This window comes from Streptococcus sp. C150 (assembly GCF_000187445.1).
Lineage (GTDB): Bacteria > Bacillota > Bacilli > Lactobacillales > Streptococcaceae > Streptococcus > Streptococcus raffinosi.
Genome location: NZ_GL698449.1, coordinates 1,345,990 through 1,366,848 on the forward strand (window position 1 = coordinate 1,345,990; position 20,859 = coordinate 1,366,848).

Annotated in this window: 20 protein-coding genes; 2 read left to right on the top strand and 18 right to left on the bottom strand. The window is 42.0% G+C overall.

Annotated features, from left to right (window positions below; genetic code table 11):
• Positions 1-287 precede the first annotated feature (287 nt).
• The 3 genes from HMPREF0848_RS05995 to HMPREF0848_RS06005 all read right to left on the bottom strand — a co-directional run bounded on the left by HMPREF0848_RS05995 (position 288) and on the right by HMPREF0848_RS06005 (position 4,401).
• On the bottom strand, positions 288-1,832 hold the full coding sequence (locus HMPREF0848_RS05995; protein ID WP_008535319.1) for a peptide chain release factor 3: 1,545 nt from the start codon (positions 1,830-1,832) through the stop codon (positions 288-290).
• A gap of 348 nt (positions 1,833-2,180) precedes the next feature.
• Entirely contained in the window at positions 2,181-2,846 is a 666-nt protein-coding gene (locus HMPREF0848_RS06000; RefSeq protein ID WP_008535320.1) for a TMEM164-related integral membrane acyltransferase, read from the bottom strand.
• A 181-nt stretch (positions 2,847-3,027) separates the two neighbouring features.
• Positions 3,028-4,401: a UDP-N-acetylmuramoyl-tripeptide--D-alanyl-D-alanine ligase gene (locus tag HMPREF0848_RS06005; protein WP_008535321.1), complete on the bottom strand. Its 1,374-nt coding sequence runs from the start codon at positions 4,399-4,401 to the stop codon at positions 3,028-3,030.
• A 247-nt stretch (positions 4,402-4,648) separates the two neighbouring features.
• On the opposite strand from HMPREF0848_RS06005, the gene HMPREF0848_RS06010 reads away from it, so the two are divergent.
• Positions 4,649-5,239, top strand: a complete 591-nt coding sequence (locus tag HMPREF0848_RS06010; RefSeq protein ID WP_037609171.1) for a hypothetical protein — start codon at positions 4,649-4,651, stop codon at positions 5,237-5,239.
• Positions 5,208-5,897, top strand: coding sequence for a hypothetical protein (locus HMPREF0848_RS06015; RefSeq protein WP_008535323.1), 690 nt, complete (start codon positions 5,208-5,210; stop codon positions 5,895-5,897). The genes HMPREF0848_RS06010 and HMPREF0848_RS06015 overlap by 32 nt, the downstream gene beginning before the upstream one ends.
• A gap of 120 nt (positions 5,898-6,017) precedes the next feature.
• Here the strand turns inward: HMPREF0848_RS06015 and HMPREF0848_RS06020 are convergent, their stop codons facing one another.
• From HMPREF0848_RS06020 to trpD, 15 genes are all read right to left on the bottom strand, one after another.
• Positions 6,018-7,079 (bottom strand): hypothetical protein, encoded by a 1,062-nt coding sequence (locus tag HMPREF0848_RS06020; protein WP_008535326.1) that lies wholly within the window; start codon positions 7,077-7,079, stop codon positions 6,018-6,020.
• A gap of 377 nt (positions 7,080-7,456) precedes the next feature.
• Positions 7,457-8,518, bottom strand: a complete 1,062-nt coding sequence (locus tag HMPREF0848_RS06025) for a hypothetical protein (protein WP_008535330.1) — start codon at positions 8,516-8,518, stop codon at positions 7,457-7,459.
• A 302-nt stretch (positions 8,519-8,820) separates the two neighbouring features.
• Positions 8,821-9,675 carry a cysteine ABC transporter substrate-binding protein gene (locus HMPREF0848_RS06030; protein ID WP_008535331.1) on the bottom strand — a complete coding sequence of 285 codons (855 nt, stop codon included), beginning with the start codon at positions 9,673-9,675 and terminating at the stop codon, positions 8,821-8,823.
• A 42-nt stretch (positions 9,676-9,717) separates the two neighbouring features.
• Positions 9,718-10,476 (bottom strand): amino acid ABC transporter ATP-binding protein, encoded by a 759-nt coding sequence (locus tag HMPREF0848_RS06035; RefSeq protein ID WP_037609024.1) that lies wholly within the window; start codon positions 10,474-10,476, stop codon positions 9,718-9,720.
• Position 10,477: 1 nt separating this feature from the next.
• A complete protein-coding gene (locus HMPREF0848_RS06040; protein ID WP_008535333.1) occupies positions 10,478-11,155 on the bottom strand; it encodes an amino acid ABC transporter permease in 678 nt (225 codons plus the stop codon).
• Positions 11,115-11,795 carry an amino acid ABC transporter permease gene (locus tag HMPREF0848_RS06045; protein ID WP_008535334.1) on the bottom strand — a complete coding sequence of 227 codons (681 nt, stop codon included), beginning with the start codon at positions 11,793-11,795 and terminating at the stop codon, positions 11,115-11,117. Before HMPREF0848_RS06045 ends, HMPREF0848_RS06040 begins: the two co-directional genes overlap by 41 nt.
• A 426-nt stretch (positions 11,796-12,221) precedes the next feature.
• Entirely contained in the window at positions 12,222-13,268 is a 1,047-nt protein-coding gene (locus HMPREF0848_RS06050) for a D-alanine--D-alanine ligase (protein ID WP_008535335.1), read from the bottom strand.
• Positions 13,269-13,427: 159 nt separating this feature from the next.
• Positions 13,428-13,631 (bottom strand): copper chaperone CopZ, encoded by a 204-nt coding sequence (copZ, locus tag HMPREF0848_RS06055; protein WP_002891592.1) that lies wholly within the window; start codon positions 13,629-13,631, stop codon positions 13,428-13,430.
• 73 nt (positions 13,632-13,704) lie between these two features.
• Complete coding sequence (locus HMPREF0848_RS06060) at positions 13,705-15,933, bottom strand: heavy metal translocating P-type ATPase (protein ID WP_008535336.1); 2,229 nt, start codon at positions 15,931-15,933, stop codon at positions 13,705-13,707.
• A gap of 3 nt (positions 15,934-15,936) precedes the next feature.
• Complete coding sequence (locus HMPREF0848_RS06065; protein WP_008535337.1) at positions 15,937-16,368, bottom strand: CopY/TcrY family copper transport repressor; 432 nt, start codon at positions 16,366-16,368, stop codon at positions 15,937-15,939.
• 140 nt (positions 16,369-16,508) lie between these two features.
• The gene (gene trpA, locus HMPREF0848_RS06070) at positions 16,509-17,291 is read right to left on the bottom strand and encodes a tryptophan synthase subunit alpha (protein ID WP_008535338.1); all 783 of its coding nucleotides are present in this window, start codon (positions 17,289-17,291) and stop codon (positions 16,509-16,511) included.
• A 3-nt stretch (positions 17,292-17,294) separates the two neighbouring features.
• Complete coding sequence (trpB, locus tag HMPREF0848_RS06075; protein WP_008535340.1) at positions 17,295-18,503, bottom strand: tryptophan synthase subunit beta; 1,209 nt, start codon at positions 18,501-18,503, stop codon at positions 17,295-17,297.
• Positions 18,500-19,081: a phosphoribosylanthranilate isomerase gene (locus HMPREF0848_RS06080; protein ID WP_037609027.1), complete on the bottom strand. Its 582-nt coding sequence runs from the start codon at positions 19,079-19,081 to the stop codon at positions 18,500-18,502. The genes trpB and HMPREF0848_RS06080 overlap by 4 nt, the downstream gene beginning before the upstream one ends.
• Positions 19,068-19,835, bottom strand: coding sequence for an indole-3-glycerol phosphate synthase TrpC (gene trpC / locus HMPREF0848_RS06085; RefSeq protein ID WP_008535343.1), 768 nt, complete (start codon positions 19,833-19,835; stop codon positions 19,068-19,070). The genes HMPREF0848_RS06080 and trpC overlap by 14 nt, the downstream gene beginning before the upstream one ends.
• Entirely contained in the window at positions 19,832-20,836 is a 1,005-nt protein-coding gene (trpD, locus tag HMPREF0848_RS06090; RefSeq protein WP_008535345.1) for an anthranilate phosphoribosyltransferase, read from the bottom strand. Before trpD ends, trpC begins: the two co-directional genes overlap by 4 nt.
• Between the last annotated feature and the right edge of the window lie 23 nt (positions 20,837-20,859).

A 20,859-nucleotide genomic window follows, 5' to 3' on the forward strand; every position in this document is an offset into this window, starting at 1 on the left:
ACGGTCTCATAGTATGTAGTGTAGATATCATTATTAAGATATTACGACACGAAGTCAGACGAATCGATATTATTCGTCTGACGTAGTTAGTGAGACGGCTAGCTAGACACAAGATAGTGGCTAGCGTCAAAAGATGAACGATTTACATAAACTATACATAGCATTACGACATGAGAAAACGGAAACGATATTTTTCCGTTTTCGAGTTAGTAAGGGACTTAGCCACGGTCTCATAGGACGTGGCGTAGATTGCTTAGGCTATGAAATAGCCAAGCAATCTTAGTACATTACATCTTCTCTTCCAATGTTACATCTGGATATTTGTCCGCAAACCAACGAAGGGCAAAGTCATTTTCAAAGAGGAAGACTGGTTGGTCAAAGCGGTCTTTGGCCAAGATGTTTCGGCTTGATGACATGCGTTCATCGAGATCCTCTGGTTGAATCCAACGCACAGTCTTTTTACCCATTGGTGTCATAACGACTTCGGCATTGTATTCATTTTCCATACGGTGTTTGAAGACTTCAAACTGAAGTTGACCAACGGCACCAAGCATGTATTCGCCTGTTTGGTAATTGGTGTAGAGCTGGATGGCTCCTTCTTGCACCAATTGTTCGATTCCTTTGTGGAAGGACTTCTGTTTCATGACGTTCTTAGCAGCAACTTTCATGAACAACTCTGGCGTAAAGGTTGGTAGTGGCTCAAATTCAAACTTGTTTTTACCTACTGTAAGGGTATCACCAACCTGGTAGGTTCCTGTATCGTAAACCCCGATGATATCTCCAGCCACGGCATTTTCAACATTTTCACGAGATTCGGCCATGAACTGAGTGACGTTAGAGAGCTTAGCTCCTTTACCAGTACGTGTTAGATTAACACTCATACCACGCTCAAATTCACCAGAAACGATACGAACAAAGGCAATACGGTCACGGTGACGTGGGTCCATATTGGCTTGGATTTTGAAAACAAAACCAGAGAAATCCTTGTTGAGAGGATCAATCTCATCGCCATCCACTGTCTTGTGGCCATGTGGTTCTGGCGCAAATTTGAGGAAGGTATCGAGGAAGGTTTGAACCCCAAAGTTAGTAAGGGCAGAACCGAAGAAGACCGGTGTCAATTCACCAGCTAAAATAGCTTCCTCAGAGAATTCATTACCCGCTTCTGTCAAGAGTTCAATATCTTCTTTAGCTTGCTCATAGAATGGGTTATTGGCAAAAAGAGTATCACCATCTTCAATCTTGGCAAAGCGCTCGTCACCTTTATAGAGCTCCAAGCGTTCATTATAAAGGTCATAAAGCCCTTCGAAGGCTTTCCCCATACCGATAGGCCAGTTCATTGGATAGCTGGCAATACCAAGCACTTCTTCCAACTCTTCCAAGAGGTCAAGTGGCTCACGTCCATCACGGTCCAATTTGTTCATGAAGGTGAAGACAGGAATACCACGGTGTTTGACAACTTCGAAAAGTTTTTTGGTTTGGGCCTCGATACCTTTGGCTGAGTCAACAACCATGACGGCAGCATCAACCGCCATAAGGGTACGGTAGGTATCTTCTGAGAAGTCCTCGTGCCCTGGGGTATCAAGGATATTGACACGTTTACCCGCATAGTCAAACTGCATCACAGATGAAGTTACTGAGATACCACGTTGTTTCTCAATATCCATCCAGTCTGATTTAGCAAAGTTTCCGGTTTTCTTACCTTTTACGGTACCAGCTTCACGGATTTCACCCCCAAAGTAAAGCAATTGTTCAGTGATTGTTGTTTTACCGGCATCGGGGTGAGAGATGATGGCAAAAGTACGGCGTTTTTTGATTTCGTCTTGAATACTCATAGTTTTCTTTCTTCTTTGAAAATAATCTTTTTGTTACTTTTCCTTAGTGGTATGGATGTCAGCAGCTTCTTTGTAAATCTCAAAAATCCCATGTCCCAGAGCTACTAATAGCAATAGGGTTTTACCAGAACGAAAAGCAAGATCGTTGTAGCACTTCTTTCAGAAAATTTCTGTCTTTTGAAAGCTACATTTGTTGTCAAGGCTTGCGATAATTCTCGCAGGCACAGCTCTTTTATTATATCCAAATTACAGTGTGAAAGCAATTCTGAAAGCGTTTTGTGTTAGAATAAAACAAATAAAATGAAAAAACACGCTATCAACTCTCTGATGGCGTATTTCTTCATTTATTTAATATTTCTCGTCAAAATATTCCAGACCTTTTTTCATAATTATCATAAGAAAAATCAAAGCTCCTGAAACAGCAAGGTATTTGATAGGTAACCAGGCCTCTGGGATAAAAGGGGTATGTCTTAATAAGCCGTAATTTCCGTTAACAAAATGATTAACAACTACAAGTCCGAGATTCAATAGCAATGTAAGCGTCACAATCATATTCTTCGTAATAGGGTGGGTCTTATAGGTCCTCAAAAGATAATTGAGGCTATTGACCAGTAGAGCATAATGCCCAATGATAAAGGAAATACTGGAGATATGCGGAAAATCATAAGGATCAAATATGGGATGAATAATCGCACAAGAGCCTCCAACCAAGCCCATAAGTGCAAAATAAGTTTTGACCTTACTATCTTTTAGGAGCAAGAGGGCGAGCATGGCCAAGCGGCAATGGTAAAGAGGGAGACTATCATCTAAAGGAAATCCCTGCCAAATATACCAAATGTAAAGGCTAATCAGTTGAACGGCTTGGACTCCTAGAAAAGTCAGACGCCAACTTTTCTTAGCATGCCAAGACCAACTCAGGTAAGCCAGCAGCACCAATACCATTAGCATCACCAGATAATAGGGCAAAGGTATCTGTGGTGGCCGGGTTTGGGTCGTTGTAAAAAAATCCTTCATTCTCTTCTCCTGATAAAATTGCTATTCTCGTTATTATATCAAATTTCAGGTAAATCAAAAACCTGCTTTAACGAGCAGGCTTTTGATTTAAGACAATCTTATTTTGTGACTTTCCTTAAGTTAGTTCGGTCACCACTTCTTCAAAGTTCCATAAACAGCTCTTTAATGCAGGTTTTAGAGCTTAATCCTTGGATTGGAGTTCTTCAACAACTCTAGCTAGGTTCATAGAGTTGGAGCCCTTGAGCAAGATTTGATCGTGCTCGCCTAGGCTTTCTTTGATGCGTTTAACCATAGCGTCAAACTGGTCCTCGTCAGCTGTCTTCTTGAAATAATAGACATGACCAATTGGGAACATCTGGCTAGCAAGTTGCGACAAGTCCGCAATGTCTTCACCGTAGAAAATTACCGTATCAATAGCATCTGGTGCCAGGCTAAGAATCATCTGCGTGTGAAGTTGGACAGACTGTTCACCGAGTTCTTTCATATCGGCTAAGACAGCAATCTTCTTACCTCCTTCATTCTTAGGAATGGCTGAGAAGGTCTCCAAAATGAGCTTCATGGCTGTTGGATTGGCATTGTAGACATCTGAAAGAATATCTGCGCCATTGGCTGCTTTTTTCCATTCGGTACGATTCTTTGTCAGCTGCAAGTTAGCCAAAGCTGAGAAGATATTTTCCTCAGTCACACCCCAGTGTTTAGCGACATAAGCCGCAACCATAGCATTTGTGGCATTGTATTTCCCAGTGACTGGCAAGGTAATTTGTCCGTCTAGGAAGTTGGTTGAGAAGGTGAGATGGTCTTTGTATTCCGTCAACTCAGAGACTGTCAGATCAGAGCCCTCACCAAATCGTACCACTTCAAGATTGCTTGGCAAGAATGGATCTACGATAGGATCACTTGGCACAAGTAAGAGGCTGCCATCAGGCATACCGTCTTGCATTTGCATCTTACCTTGGGCAATCTTGTCACGGCTACCGAAGAACTCTAAGTGAGCCTCTCCGATTAAGGTAACAACAGCTGTTTTTGGCTTAGCCAAGGTAGACAAGAGGTGAATATCACCCATGTGGTCTTGTCCCATCTCAAGGACGATTTTTTCAGTATCATCAGGCATGTGAAGGGCGGTATAGGGAAGACCAATCTCGTTATTGTAGTTACCTTGGGTCTTGTAGGTGCGGTAGGTCGTTGCCAAAATATCATGAATCATGTCCTTGGTAGTTGTCTTACCGTTAGAACCAGTCACCGCAATGACATCAACACCAGTCTTTTCAAGATAGTAGGCAGCTAGTTTTTGGAAGGCCTCAAGAGCATCCTCAACTAGGATGTGGGCTTGATCAGCTGGTAAGTCTTTTTCTGTGAATGTCGCTAGAGCACCATTTTCAAAGGCTGTTTGGATAAACTCGTGCCCATCACGCACACCCTTGAGCGGCAAAAAGAGATCGCCCGCTGTAATCTTACGGCTATCAAACTCAATCTGGTTAATGGCAACATCTTCATAGGCTGTGACATTATTTTTAGCGCCAACAACCTTGGCAATTTCATGGAGTGTCAGTTTCATCTTAAAATCCTCTGTTTTATTTTTACAAGTCTGGCAAGAAATAAGATTTTCTTGCCCGCAATCACTCCCAATTATATCACAAATCAGCTTAGCTTTTGCTTGGGAGGTGAATTTGTTACAATGGTTGATGAAAGGATTAGGCATGACAAAGAAAAAATCAATCAGACCCTCTAGCAAAGAGAAAGACAGAAAAAGCGACTGTCAAAGTATTGAAGAACCCAAAAGGTGGCACTTTAATTGGAGAAAGATGATTCTACTGGAGCCAACATCTGAATTGATTATCTTAATAATACTAGCACTGCTGTATGGTGGTTTTTATTATTACGATCATTATACAGTCAACAAAGATAACATTTATGGTCTCTGGCAGTCTGATCATCATAAGTTAGCGATTTCCTATAAGCATCTTCGGAAAGGAGGAAATATCGACTGGCAAGTCGTTCAAGACGGTAAGTATATTATCTATGCTGCTAGAACTCGCCCTATCAAGCGCTTCAATGACGGCACCCTATACATGGAGCTTTATACAGTGGAAGGCTACCTGACTGACCTCCCGACCAAGGATGGTTTCAGCTACATGGATTTTTATCTTCGCAAAGACAATTATCTCACTTACGACGGTGACTCCTATAAGCGCATAGACTCCGGAAACAAGTCCATCACTTGGAAAGATGGTTCTACCAGCCCTTACGGTGAAAGGAAAACCACTATAGATGAGGTTATTGAAGCCTTCTATTTGATACTTATGGGTATTTTATTATTAGTTACCATCATAGAGGCTCGGCAAAAGAGGAGAGAAAAGCTAAGTGAGACACCAAACAAAAAGAAAATACACTGACCGAAAGAAAGTCAACCGAAAGTATCAGTCACAAAAAGCATATCGGAAAGAACAAAAACGTAAAACGGGATGGCGAGCACGCTGGGATAACTTTACAGACCGTTTAGCCAACATTTTTGGGATAGGTTTCCTAATCCTCTTACCTATACTCATTATCTATGGTATTTTCTTTGATCATAACGTTTATAAAGACAGTATCTATGGTCTTTGGCAATCTGAAAGTCATCAGATTGCCATATCCTACGAAAGAGGTAGCAAGGGAAGTAAGATTGATTGGGAGATTGTTCAAGATGGAAATGTCCTCATTAAAAATGCACGCATTGATGACATTAAACGCTTTAATGACGGTACCCTCTACATCGAAGTTTATGCCAAGGAGCGCCTGCTTTCAGTCCTTCCCGCTAAGAACGGCTACAACTATTTGAATATGTATGTCCGTAAAGACAATTATCTGACCTATAATGGCGAATCCTACAAACGGATTGATGATGAAAACAAGAGCATTACCTGGAAAGATGGCTCTAAATCCCCTTACGGTCAACGAATAACCTTGTTTGATCGTCTGGAACCCTATCTCCTATTTGGTATGTGGGGAGGCTTGCTTATCTATGTCCTTTTCGTTGAATGGAAGATCAAAAGAAAGTACAAAAACAAATAAAACCACTCCTGCTTCATATCAGTATCATATCACATAGCGTGTGGTCTATTTTTTTCACACCTTCTGAGCGAAACGAACTTAAAGTCACAAAATTAAAAAGGACCTCACGGTCCCCTTCGATTATTTTACTTTTTCAGCCTTTCCTAAATAATTGTAGCCTTCATCAAGCATAATAAGCGTTTTACCCCCATTTACAGGAATATCATAATTGGAGTAAAACGGCTGTTTATAGACTTCTTTAGGACTATTAATTTTGTAGCCTTGTTCTGCTACCGCTTTTTGAACGTGTTCAAACTGACTATTTATTTGGGATTCTGAATATTTGTTGTCTTTATTTTTTTCATTGATACGCTTTAAATCCTCAAGATTATAAAACCCTGCTGTATCATTGCCATCATCTTTACCTTGACTAGTGACCACTCCATGATCTGAAATATTGACAATATCCTCTATATTAGACTTATGTTCAATATTCCATTTACCCACCATCTCTTTTGGTGTTTTGATTTTTATATAAATGTTATCTCTACGAAACTGTTTATCATTATCCTCGCTAAGAATAATGATATTTTTTAAAATAACATTTGAACCATTTTCCTGAAGTAGGTTATACCATACATTGTCTTCTATTTTAACAATGACAACTTCCTTGGTTTTTAATTGGAACCTCTTGTCAACATCTGCCAATGTCTTTAAGTTAGATAATTTTGATAAAGAAAATGTTTTAACGACTTCCTTGTTAAATAGCTGTTTGGCTTCGTTTCCTCGAATGATTTTTTTGACGGATTTAGTATGGTTTACTTTTTGTTCCTTCCCATTTAATTCATACAAAACCAATCCATAGTCGGTATCACTAATCCAAACTCCGTCTAGACCTGGTCCAGCTGGGAAGAAAAAGAACCAAACCAAGCCAATCACTGCGACAAGTCCTGCGATAGATAGACCGATGGTTGTTTTCCTATTAAAGCTAAACTTTGAACCGTTTGGTCTTGGCACCGTTTGGCTGTAACCAACTGGGTTAGTTAGTTGCACTTGTGGCTGTGGAGCAACAGTCGCTTGAGCAGGTGTGCCGTGTTTATTAACGATAAATTCGCCCTTTTCACGCGCTGCTTGAAATTCTTGCATACTTGGCTTGCGACCATTAACCGCTTCAAAGTACTCAACCCATTCTTTTTGATTCATGATGATCCTCCTGAAAAAGATAATATCCTTAATAACTAGTAATAGTATACCACAAATCTTAGGGATTAAAGATATTTTCTAAAAAATTAGTAGTTATGATTGGTGGCAAAAAAGATTGACCCCTATATCCTATTTGGAATGTTTGGGGGCTTGCTTAGCTATGTCCTTTTCGTTGAATGGAAGATCAAAAGAAAGTATAAAAGCAAATAAAACCACTCCTTCTTCTGATATGATACCTCTAAAGTAGACATGGTAAATACCTAAAATCCACTTAAGAGGTTTCATATCACATAGCGTGTGGTTTATTTGTTTCACACCTTCGGAGCGAAACGGAGTTAAAGTAAAATAATTAAAAAGGACCTCTCGGTCCCTTTCAATTATTCCACTTTTTCACCCTTTCCTATATAATTGTATTCATCATCTAACATAATAAGCGTTTTACCACCATTTACAGGCACAGTATAATTAGAAAGATAAGGTTGTTTGTATACTTCCTTAGGACTGTTGACTGTGTAGCCCTGCTTTTTAATTGCTTTTTGGACATGTTCAAACTGATTTTTTATTTTTGATTCCGAATCATCGTTGTCTTTATTTTTTTCATTGATACGCTTTAAATCCTCAAGATTATAAAACCCTGCTGTATCACTGGCGTTTTTACCATCTTCTACACGTTTAATTATTCCATGATCAGAAATTTGGAAAATATTATCCATATCATCAAATTTCCATTTTCCAACCATTACTTTTGGCATTTTAACATTTATATATACATTATATTTGCGAAACTCTGAATTAGTTTGATTGTCAAGATTAGAAAAATCATCCTTATCAAAATTAAACTTATCTAAGATAACATTTGTTCCATTGCTCTGAAGTAAATTATAGTAGGTATTGTCATCTGTTTTAAAAATGACCACTTCTCTGGTCTTCAAATGAAACCTCTTATCAACATCTACTAATGTCTTCAAATTGGAGGAAAATGATGAAAGTTTCTCATTCAATTCCTTTTTAGCTTCATTTCTTTTGATTATTTTTTTTATCGTATAATAATCATACACACTCTTTTTCTTACCATTTAGGTTATAGACAACTGGTACCTGATCCGTACTGCAAACCCAAACTCCATCAAGACTGGGTTCAGCTGGGAAGAAAAAGAACCAAACCAAGCCAATCACTGCGACAAGTCCTGCGATAGATAGACCGATGGTTATTTTCTTATTAAAGCTAAACTTTGAACCGTTTTGTCTTGGCACCGTTTGGCTGTAACCAGCTGGGTTAGTTAGTTGAACTTGTGGCTGTGGAGCAACAGTCGCTGGAGCAGGTGTATTGAGTTTATTAAAGACAAACTCGCCCTTTTCACGCGCTACTTGGAATTCTTGCATACTTGGCTTGCGACCATTAACCGCTTCAAAGTACTCGACCCATTCTTTTTGATTCATGATGATCCTCCTGAAAAAGATAATATCCCTAATAACTAGTAATAGTATATCACAAATATTAGGAATTAAAGATATTTTCTAAAAAATTATTAGTTATGCTTGGTGGCAAAAAAGATTGACTCCTATCTCCTATTCGGAATGTGGGGAGGCTTGCTTATATATGTCCTTTTCGTTGAATGGAAGATTAAAAGAAACTATAAAAACAAGTAAAACCACCCCTGCTTCTAGTTAGACTAGATATAAGCAGGAGTGGTTATTTATTCTTATTAAGCAAGACTTACCTCTCTAAGAGGCTGCCAGTTTTATTTCACTTCGCCACCTTCAACCACGAGATCATCAGCTTTAGCTGAATCACCGTAAGTTGGGTGAAGTGTTTTTTCATAATCTTTGTGGAAGAAATTCTCTTCGCCAAGTTTCTTAATGTCTTTATTGATAAAGTCGAGGAGTTCTTTGTTACCTTTTTGAACAGCTGGAGCAATGGTATCTGGAGCACCAAGAGATGTGATTCCGACTTCATAACCTTTATTTTCTAGAGCCCAAGCCAGAACTTCGGTATTATCAGTTGAGAAGGCATCACCACGACCATCAAGGAGGGCTTGATAAGCATCGCTGTATTGGTCATACTTTTGCAATTTGATATTTGGATAGTTCTTTTCAAAGTAAGTTTCAGCAGTTGTCCCTTTAGTAACAATCAAAGTCTTACCTTCAAGTTCTTTAACGTCCTTGATGACTTTGTCTTTAGGTGATACCACACCGATTGAGACTTTCATGTAAGGAAGGGCGAAGTCCACTTGTTTCTTACGTTCATCAGTCACTGTGAAGTTGGCAAGTGTAATATCTACCTTGTTTGAAATCAAGAATTCGGCACGGTTGGCCGCATCTACTGAGACGTATTTAGGTTTTACACCCAAGTCTTTAGCCAAACGGTTACCAAGTTCAATATCGTAACCTTGGTAAGCACCCTTGCTATCTACGTAACCGAAAGGTTTCTTGTCCGCAAAGACGGCGATACGAAGCTCACCACTTTTCTTAATTTCTGCAATGGTACGTGCTTTGGCTGTTGATTTACCAGAGCTACTGTTGCTTGAGCAAGCCGTCACTGCAACCAAGGCAAAGACGAGGGCTAATAGGGCAAAAATTTTCTTTGTTAGTTTCATAATTCTCTCCTAAAATAATTTATTTTCACTAAAAACAATGGGTTACAAATAGGCACCAAACTGACTGAAGTCAAAGACATTGAGGAACTCTTGAGCTCGTTTAGTCTTTGGATGATTGAAGAATTCTTCAGCAGTACCTTCCTCAGCGATGACTCCCTGGTCCATAAAGATAATACGGTCAGCGATGGCACGCGCAAACTGAAGCTCATGGGTTACAATCAACATGGTACGCCCTTCTTGAGCGAGGTCATTGATTAGTTCCAGGACCTCACGAACCATCTCAGGGTCAAGCGAAGCCGTCACCTCGTCAAAGAGGATAACTTCAGGATGCATGAGCAGTGAACGGACAATGGCTACACGTTGCTTTTGACCACCCGACAGTTGTCGCGCAAAGCTATGCTTCTTGTCCAGAAGTCCCACACGCTCCAAAAGTTTCTCAGCCTCGGCGATGACTTCTTCCTTGTTACGCCCTTGGGCTTTGACCGGCCCCAAAATCAGATTTTGTAGGATATCCAAATGTGGAAAGAGGTCATAACTTTGAAAGACCATGCCGATTTTCTGACGAATCAGATGGAACTCCTTCTTACTACCAGTGATAGACTTACCGTCTAGGAGAATATCGCCTCCTTGGATGGTCTCTAAGCCATTGATACAACGTAGCAGAGTCGATTTCCCACAACCTGAGGAACCCAGGATAACAACGACTTCACCTTGTTTAAGGTCCAAGGAGATACCTTTGAGAATTTCATTGTCCCCAAAGGACTTTTTCAAATCCTTGATTTGTAAAATGCTTTCGGTCATCTTAATTCCTCCAACGATTTTCAAGATAAGTAGACAGCTTAGAAACTGGGTAACAAATGGCAAAATAAAGAATCAAAATCGTGCCATAAATCCAGAAAGAAGCTGTTGGGATAGTCAGGCGGTTACTATCGATAATCTGCTGACCAACCTTGGTCACCTCAACCACACCAATCAACACCACCAAAGACGTAGTCTTAATCATCCGGGTCACCAGGTTAATGGCCTGAGGCAACAAGCGACGCAAGACTTGCGGAATAATCACATAAGTGTAAAGTTGACTGTTGGTCAAGCCAAGGGCCCTTCCGCTCTCAAACTGGTGTCTAGGGAGCGACGTGATTGACCCACGCACCAAATCACCCATCTCAGCCGTTCCCCAAAGGGTAAAGACGATAATAGCCGATAACTCACCTGAGATATTGATGTTAAAGTTCCTAGCCAGGCCAAAATAGACAATAAAGAGCAAAACCAATTGGGGCATGATACGAATAAATTCCAGATAAATACGTGACAAAAAACGAATAATCTTAGATTTCGACGTCATGACAATTCCCAAAAGGGTCCCCAATAAAAGGGAAAGAAGCACCGAAACGATGGAAATCCAAATAGTTACGCCTAGACCTTGTATGATACGTAGGAAATTATTCCCCTGAAGAAGAACTTGAAAGCCCGAATCCTGCATAGCGTAACCTCCTTTCAATCCAACTAAAGACTAGGGAAATCGGTAGCAGCATTAAGAGATAAGCCACAACCAACATACCTAAAGCCACATCGGTTTCGTAGTAAAGACCAATCAAATCTTTGGCCACATACATCAAATCCGCCAAGGCTACCGCAGAGAATACTGACGTTTCCTTGATAAGGAAAATAACATTGGCACTAAATGACGGCAACGCCACAGCTACTGCCTGAGGAAGGACCACATAGCGAAAGACTTGGAAGGGCGTCAAACCAATAGACAAGCCCACTTCATGCTGGGTCTGACTAACGGCCTCTAGACCACTTCGGAAGGACTCCGCCATATAGGAACCACCCAAGAAAATCAAACCTACCACAGCACAAGCCTCTGAGGATAGCACCAAACCTATACGAGGCAAGCCAAAGTAGAGAAAGAATAGTTGAATCAAGAGCGGCGTATTACGAGACAGCTCAATATAAGCCGTCGAAAGCTGACTCAAAATTGGCACTCGGTAATGACGAATAACACTCACCACCAAACCCAAAAGGAAGGAACCAATAATCCCCAGAACGGCAATATGTAAGGTTAAAAAGAATGCCTTCTGATAAAAGGGCAAATACTGTTGAACAATGGACCAGTCCAAAACTTACCTCCTCATTTAAGATACAAAGGGCGTAGAAAATTCCGTAAAGCAAATAGGAAACTGACGGCGTATGCGGGCACACTAGGAAGTTTATCTTTTGCTCTAGGAATTAGCCTGTGTTCAATTCCATAAGATACAAAAAGCGTAGAAAATTCCATAAGCATTCACTGCCATCAACTTCTAGCCCTCTGACCCTTCTCTCGCATTTGAAAAGTACGGCTTCACAAAATACGAATGAATAGCTTTATGTCATTTTGAAACGTTAGATTTATTCTACCACCTGTTAGATTATTTGGATAATATGTATTTTTTATCAGCGTGATAAAGAAAAGATATAGATAAACTGACACATTTTGTAAAGAAAAAAACACCCCAGTCTCAGAGATTTCTCCAAGACTAAGATGTCTGCTTTCTAAATCATATTTCTTAAATCAAATGGCTTTCACGTTTCTCGAACATTTCTTGTCCTAACGCTACCAATTCCTTGATAAGGTCTGTATAAGAGAGTCCCATATTTTCCCAAAGCAATGGATACATTGACCATTGGGTGAAACCTGGCATTGTATTGAGCTCATTAAGATAAATGGTTCCATCCTCAGCCAAGAAGAAATCACAGCGAGCAAGACCACAACCACCAAGAGCACGGAAGGCCTTGGCCGCATAGGCACGCATTTGCGTCATGACTTCTGCAGGCACGTGAGCTGGGATATCCATGGTAATCTTATTGTCGATATACTTGGCCTGATAATCATAGAAGGCAACGTCTTTAACAACTTCACCTGGTTCTGTTGTTTTGACAGTCGTATTACCAAGGATACCAACCTCGATTTCACGGGCAACCACACCTTGCTCAATCAAGATACGGCTATCATATTTGAGGGCCAAATCAATCGCTGCACGAAGCTCTGCTTCATTTTCAGCCTTAGAAATTCCAACAGATGACCCCATGTTAGCTGGTTTTACAAAAACTGGGAAGGTCAATTTTTGCACAGTTCTAGCCACTGCTGCTTCCAAATCTTCACCCTCGATGAAGACAGTGTAGGCAACCTGGGGTACACCCACAACCTCGAGAATATGCTTGGTCGTAATCTTGTCCATGGCAAGGCTTGATGAAAGGACATTGGTACCCACGTAAGGCAACTTGAGAGTTTCAAGGAAACCTTGGATAGACCCATCCTCACCCATAGGTCCATGAAGGACTGGGAAGACCACAGCACCTTCTTCGTAGATGTCACTTGGTTTGATAGCCTGACTCGCCACAACTGTGTCATTAGTCATAAGCTTCTCATCATCACCTGGTGTTTCCGTAAACTCTTGTGTTTTGATAAAATCACCAGACTGAGTGATAAAGTAGGTTTTAACCTCAAATGCGCTATAATCCACCGCACGCATGACACTCTCAGCTGAAAGAACAGACACTTCACGTTCTGCAGAACGTCCACCGTATAGAAGGATAAGGGTTTGTTTAGACATAGGTATACCATTTTCTTTTCTTAATTTTGTGATCTTCATAAAAAGGGAACTCATACCCTTTTAGAGAACATAATTACACTAATCATATCACAAAAAAATGGGTTTTTCAAAAGTATTGTGGATAGAAAAAAACAGCCTAAGAGCTGTTTCATTCCTGTCTTAAATTTCGTCACCAAGTTCGAACTTAGTACCTTTGAGGGCACGTTTGAGAGACCACTTCCATGGTTTCCCTTCGATAGTGACTTGTTTGTTTTCGAGGTCAACTTGAACCTTGTCTACGCCTTTGACAGCAGAGAGTTTTTCAGTAACGGTGTTGACACAGCCTTGGCATTTCATTCCTGTGATGTTATATGTTTTTGTCATTTTTCTTTCTTCCTTTTCTTTAATTGTTTTTTGATACACACCTTAAGTGATGGGGGGCATTAGCAATCGACACTTAGACTTTGCGACGTTTGAGCCGGAGGGCATTGAGGACGACTGAGACAGAGCTGAAGCTCATGGCAAGTCCTGCTATCATTGGGTCAAGAAGGGGACCTCCAAAGAGGTGGAGGACTCCCATGGCTACTGGGATAGACAAGATATTGTAGATAAAGGCCCAAAAGAGGTTCTCTTTTATCGTTGTGATCGTCGCCTGACTAATTTTCAGAGCCTTAACGACATCCATGAGGTTGGGTTTCATAAGGACCATATCGGCACTTTCCATAGCAATATCTGTCCCTGATCCCATGGCAATACCGATATCGGCAGTCGCAAGGGCTGGGGCATCATTGATACCATCACCAACCATGATGACTGATTTTCCTTCTGCCTGAAGGTCGCTAATCACCCTAGATTTCTCTTGCGGAAGCACTTGACTAATAACACGTTTGATGCCAACCTTTTGAGCGATAGCTTGAGCTGTTTGGTCATTATCCCCAGTCAACATGATGACTTCCTTGCCCATTTGATGAAGAGCTGCCACCATATCTGCACTGTCTTCTTTAACCTGATCGGCTACACCAAAGAGTCCGATTAACTTACCATCTTCAGCTAGGAAAATAGGGGTTTGACCATCAGCCGTCAAGCGTTGGAAATCAACTTGTGCTGAAGTCAAGTCGACTTTTTCCTCAGCCATAAGGGTTTGATTCCCAGCTAGATAAGTCTTGCCTGCATAGCTGGCAGTAAGACCTCGTCCAGTCAAACTTGAAAAGTTATCCATCTCTAACAAGTCCAAGTTAGCATTTTCTGCTGCCACAAGGATAGCTTGACCTAAGGGGTGTTCAGACTTAGCTTCCAAGGATGCCAAAAGCTGTAAGGCTGCTCCACTATTGTCATAGGTATAGCTAGAAACCAACTGAGGTTTACCCTGAGTAATAGTTCCTGTCTTGTCAAAAACGAGGACATCAGCCTTGTGAGCTAGTTCAAGCACATCCCCACGTTTATAGAGAATACCGTGTTCGGCACCAAGGCCTGTACCAACCATGATAGCTGTCGGTGTCGCAAGACCCAAAGCACATGGACAAGCAATAACCAAGACACTAACTGCTACTGTCATAGCGAAGGTAAAGGTTTGTCCCATGACAAAGTACCAAAAGAGACCTGAAACAAGTGCGATAGCCATGACAACAGGAACAAAGACCGCTGACACTTGATCGGCAATTTTGGCAATCGGTGCCTTGGTTTGTTGGGCATCCTCAACCAATTTAATGATTTGGGAAAGCAAGGTGTCCTTACCAATCTTTTCAGCCTCATAAATCAAGCTACCTTGACCATTAATAGAACCTGCAAACACTGGCTTACCCGCAGTTTTTTCAATAGGAAGGGACTCACCTGTTAGCATGCTCTCATCAATCGCAGAGCTACCAGAAATTACCTGGCCATCCACGGCTATCTTTTCCCCAGGTTTGACCACAATATGGTCACCAAGAACAACCTCATCCACAGGAAGCTTGACTTCCTTACCATCCCGAAGGACGGTTGCCTCCTTGGCTGACAAGTGCATGAGTTTCTTGATAGCTTCTGAAGTTCGACCTTTAGACAGGGTTTCAAAGTATTTTCCTAGAGTAATCAAGGTCAAAATAACAGCCACTGACTCAAAATAAAGTTGGTGGGCGTGATGGGCATGCCCCAATGAAATATGGTAAGTACCATAGAGACTATAAAGAAAGGCTGCCGATGTTGCCAAGGCTACCAAGGCATCCATATTAGGATGACCCTTGGCCAAAGTACGAAAACCATTACTATAGAAGGAACGACCCAACCACATGACTGGAACTGTCAAAACTAGCAGCACCAAGGCATAAGTCAAGGCTGCATGGTGAGGAGACAAGAAGTTTGGCACAGGTAGACCGACCATTGGCCCCATAGCTAGATAAAAGAGAGGAATGGTGAAGACCGACGACCAAATAAGTCGCTCACGCACCTTGTGAATCTTGTCTTCTTCACGTTCTTCCTGGCTTTTGGCTGTGTCTGGATTGTAGACTTCAGCCTCATAGCCAGCGTCAGCCACAGCCTTTTCAATAGCTTCTGTACTAACCTTATCCCCAGCGTAATCCACAGACATTTTTTCAGTGGTTAGATTAACCACAGCCTTGTCCACACCATCCAACTTATTAACAGCATTTTCAACATTGGCTACACAGGATGCACAGGTCATCCCATTAACCACAAAGGTTTCTTTTGCCATTTCCTATATCACCTCCATATGATGCCCACAAGCACATTGGCCAGGCACACAGTCACAAACCACCTGATCCACAGGTTCTTTTGCTGCAAGCAAGGCCTGTAACTTATCCACATCGGCTTGGGTCATCGGCGTCTTTGCCATGAGTTGACCCAACAAATCGCTATGTTTGGTCAAACAAATCTTGTCAAAAACAGCTTCTAAAGCCTGAAAATTCGCCTCATCTTCCCCCAAGCTAGCTTGATAGATAAACCCTCGTCCTTGACGCTGACTGGTTAGATAACCCTTGTCCGCTAAACGTCCAAGCAAGGTCTTAACTGTCGAAGCCGACCAGTCTAGCTTCTTAGATAGAATCGCTATAATCTCTGAAGAAGTCGCCTGCCCCTTAGCCCAGAGCACTCGCATGACTTCCCATTCCGCAGATGAAATTGTCAGCATGATAGTTCCTTTCTGAATTTGTTATTCGTTTACATTCGTAGATTTATTTTAACGTCGCCGTGGGGATATGTCAAGAGTTTTATTTACATTTGTAGTTTTTTTGATGAAAAAAACTCCCCATTTCTGGAGAGTATCATCTTCTATTTTTCGAAATGTGAACCGAACTTAACAAATTCAGTGACGTCTTCTTCCTTACCATCGTGAAGATCACGGACGATTTTTGATCCTACGATAACACCGTCTGATACAGCGTTAAAGCGTTTGATGTCTTCCTCTGTTGACACACCGAAACCTGTGAGAACTGGAATGTCTGCATGGGCAGTCAAGTTCGACAAGTGTTTATCGAGGTCATCACGGTAATTACCAGTCTTACCTGTAACACCATTGATAGCAACGGCGTAGATAAAGCCTTCTGCACCATCAATCAACTGTTTCTGACGCTCAATTCCTGTAGTCAAGCTCACCAGAGGCACGAGAGCAATATCACTGTCTTTCAAATAAGGAGTGATAAAGTCAGCATGTTCATTTGGCAAGTCAGGAATAATAAGTCCCTTAACAGATGTATCTGCCAGATCCTTAACAAAGGCTTCAATACCATATTGATAAACTGGGTTGATGTAGGTCATGATCACCAAAGGCACCTGTGTTTTTTGTTCTTGAAGCTTCTTGATGATAGCCGTTAAGGTCACACCTTTAGCTAAACTACGTTGTCCTGCTAGTTCAATAACGGGGCCGTCAGCCACTGGGTCAGACCATGGAATACCGACCTCAATAGCTGAGACACCACTATTTTCCAAGAGAGCAATAGTCTCAAAGAGTCCGTCTAGGCCTTTAGCGTGGTCACCAGCCATGATATAAGGTACAAAAATGCCGTGTTTACTGTCTTTGATAGCTTGTAGGTGTTTTGTTAGTGTTTTTGTCATGGTTTATTTCCCTTCTGCTTCAGCTTCAAAACGTTCTTTGACTTGTATCACGTCCTTGTCCCCACGACCTGAAAGGCAGACAAGGAGACTTTGGTCTGGCGACATCTTAGCTGCCACTTTTTGTGCAAGCGCAATGGCATGGCTAGACTCAAGGGCTGGGATAATACCTTCCAAACGTGATAGAAGTTTGAATCCTTCTAGCGCTTCTTCATCTGTGATAGAATCGTAAGTCGCACGTCCAATTTCGTTGAAATAACAGTGCTCAGGACCAACCCCTGGATAGTCCAGACCAGCTGAGATAGAGAAAGCTTCCATGATTTGACCATGAGCATCTTGAAGGACATCCATAAGCGCTCCGTGTAGAATACCTGGACGACCTTTGGCAAAGGTTGCGGCGTGTTTATCGGTATCAAGCCCCAAGCCAGAAGCCTCAGCACCATACATAGCTACTGACTCGTCATTGACAAATGGGTAGAACATACCGATAGCATTTGAACCACCACCGATACATGCCATGACAGCATCAGGCAGTTTACCACCAGAAATCTCTGCGTATTGACGTTTGGCTTCACGACCGATGACAGATTGGAAGTCACGGACAATTTCTGGGAATGGTGCAGGACCAAGGGCAGACCCCATGATGTAGTGAGTATCATCAATACCAGCTACCCAAGCACGAAGGGCGGCATTGACAGCGTCCTTAAGCACGCGCGAACCATCTGTGACGCTAAATACCTTGGCACCAAGCAATTCCATACGGAAAACATTAAGCGCCTGACGTTTAACATCTTCCTCACCCATATAGATTGTACAGTCCATGTCGAAAAGGGCTGCGGCTGTTGCTGTTGCAACACCGTGTTGACCTGCACCAGTTTCGGCGATGATTTTCTTCTTGCCCATACGTTTGGCAAGCAAGACTTGACCAAGGGCATTGTTAATCTTGTGAGCACCTGTGTGGTTAAGGTCCTCACGTTTAAGATAAATTTGTGCCCCACCAATATGATCAGTCAAACGTTTGGCATGGTAAAGAGGCGTCTCACGGCCCACATAGTTTTTGAGGAGATCATCCAATTCTGCTTGGAAACTTGGGTCTTCCTTGGCTTCACGATAAGCCTTGTCCAATTCAATAACGGCCGTCATCAGCGTTTCTGGAACGAACTGACCACCGAATTTTCCGTAAAATCCTTTTGCATCAGGTTGTTGATATGTCATGCTTTCACTCTTTCTATAAATGCTTTAATCTTGTCTAAATCTTTGTGACCATCTGTCTCGACACCCGAGGACACATCTAAGGCATAGGGATGGAAGGTTTCCTTGGCCTCTGCCACATTGTCCATGGTCAAGCCACCAGCGATAAAGTAGTCCTGCTCAATCTGCTTGTCCGCCAAGAGTTGCCAGTCAAAGGTCTGACCACTGCCAGCAATGGGAGCATCAAAAAGAAGATAATCCGCTTGGCTCTTGACTTGAGAATCACTATCTGAAATCTGAATAGCTCGAATCACTGGCACCGAAATCTTTGGAATCAGAGTTTCATCAAAAGTTCCATGAATCTGAACGATATCTAAGGGAACCTGACCAATCGCTTCTTCCAATTCCTCAAGACTTGGTGAAACAAAGACACCGACGATTTTTGTCTGACCTGTCACCCCTTTAGCCAGCTCGTGAGCTTGTTCAAGGCTCACTTGACGCTTGCTTTTGGCAAAGACAAAGCCGATGTAGTCAGCTCCTGCTTCAACCGCAGTCGCCACTGCTTCTGGTGTTGATAGTCCACAAATTTTAACCTTTGTCAATTTGCAACTCCTTGACCTTCTCAGCCACATTGTCAGCCGTCATAAGGGCAGTTCCTACCAGAATCCCATTAAAATATGGGGCAACTAAGGCAGCATCCTGACCTGTGAAAATAGCCGATTCAGAAATATAAACTGGTTTATCCTTGAAATGAGCTGACATTTCAAGACTGGTATTGATATCTGTCTCAAAAGTGACCAAATTACGGTTATTAACGCCGATGATTTCAGCACCAATACGATGAGCCACTTCTAATTCTGGCAGATTATGTGTTTCAACCAAGACTTCCAAGCCAAGGCTAGTCGTAAAATCATAGAGCTCCTTGAGACGAGCTTCTGGCAGGGCCGCTACAATCAAGAGAATGACTGTCGCACCCGCATTACGACTACGCACAATCTGTTTTTCATCAATAATAAAGTCCTTAGCCAAGGTTGGAATAGCCACCTGTGACGAAATTTCTTTCAAGTAGGAAATATCCCCCTTGAAGAAAACCTCGTCCGTCAAAACAGAAATCATGGCTGCCCCATTTTCCTCATAGGTCTTAGCCTGAGCCACAATATCCACATCTAGGTTAATATCACCCATACTTGGACTGGCTTTTTTCACTTCAGAAATAATTTGCAGCTTGTTTTGATTTGACTTTAGAAACTCATAAAGACGATAGGTCTGGCGCAAGGGCTGCAAGTCTTCCATGACCAACTGAGCCACTTCTTTTTCTTTTTGTTCTAAGATTGTCGGAAGAAAGGTTTTACTCATACTTGTACCTCTTGGAGTTGACGAAGTTTAGCTAAGGCTGAGCCGTCCGCAATCAATTGACGAGCAAGCTCAACACCTTCTTTAATAGTCGCAACCTTACCATTAGCAAAGAAACCAAGACCTGCATTAAGCACTGTTGTTTCAAGATAAGGGCTGGCTTCGTTTTTCAAGACACTAAGGAGAATCTCTGCATTTTCCTTGGCATCGCCACCTGTGATATCTGACAACTCAACCTTTTCCATACCCAAATCTTCATAAGTGAAGGTGTGCTGGCTGATGTGACCATCTTCCAAAAGGGTGTAGGTGTTAGTGCCATAGAGAGCAGCTTCGTCCATATTGTCAGGACCTGTGATAATAACCGCACGTTTACGTCCCAACTGTTGGATAGCATTAGCAACAATCTCTTGCAATTCCACACGATAAAGCCCCATGAGTTGCGTCTCAAGGTCAAGCGGATTAGCCAGTGGTCCGACCAAGTTCATAATCGTTGGAATCCCAAGAGCTTGGCGAGCCGGACCGATAAAGCGCATAGCAGGATGCATGGTTTGGGCAAAGATAAAGGCCAAACCAACCTCATCAAGTGCTTTAGATAGGGTTTCTGGTGATGCCGCAACGTTGATTCCAAGGGCTTCAAGCACGTCTGCCGAACCAGATTTAGATGAAATCGAACGGTTCCCAGCCTTGGCCATACGAATACCACCTGCTGCTAGGACAAAGCAAACAGTTGTCGAAATGTTGAAGCTATAAGACTGGTCCCCACCAGTTCCACAGTTACACATAGCATCTGTGAAGGTCTCAGGCAAGACCGTCGCATGTGATTTGAGGGCACGCACGATACCTGTAATTTCATCTGCTGTTTCTCCCTTAGTTTTGAGCCCCATAAGGAAGGCAGCGATTTGGCTTTCTGAGACTTCATTTTTGAGAATGCGGTCAAAGACTGCTTGGACTTGGTCTTGAGACAAGTCTTGTCGGTTTGAGATTTGTAGGAATATTTCTTTCATATCTGTTTTCCTTTTAAAAACGG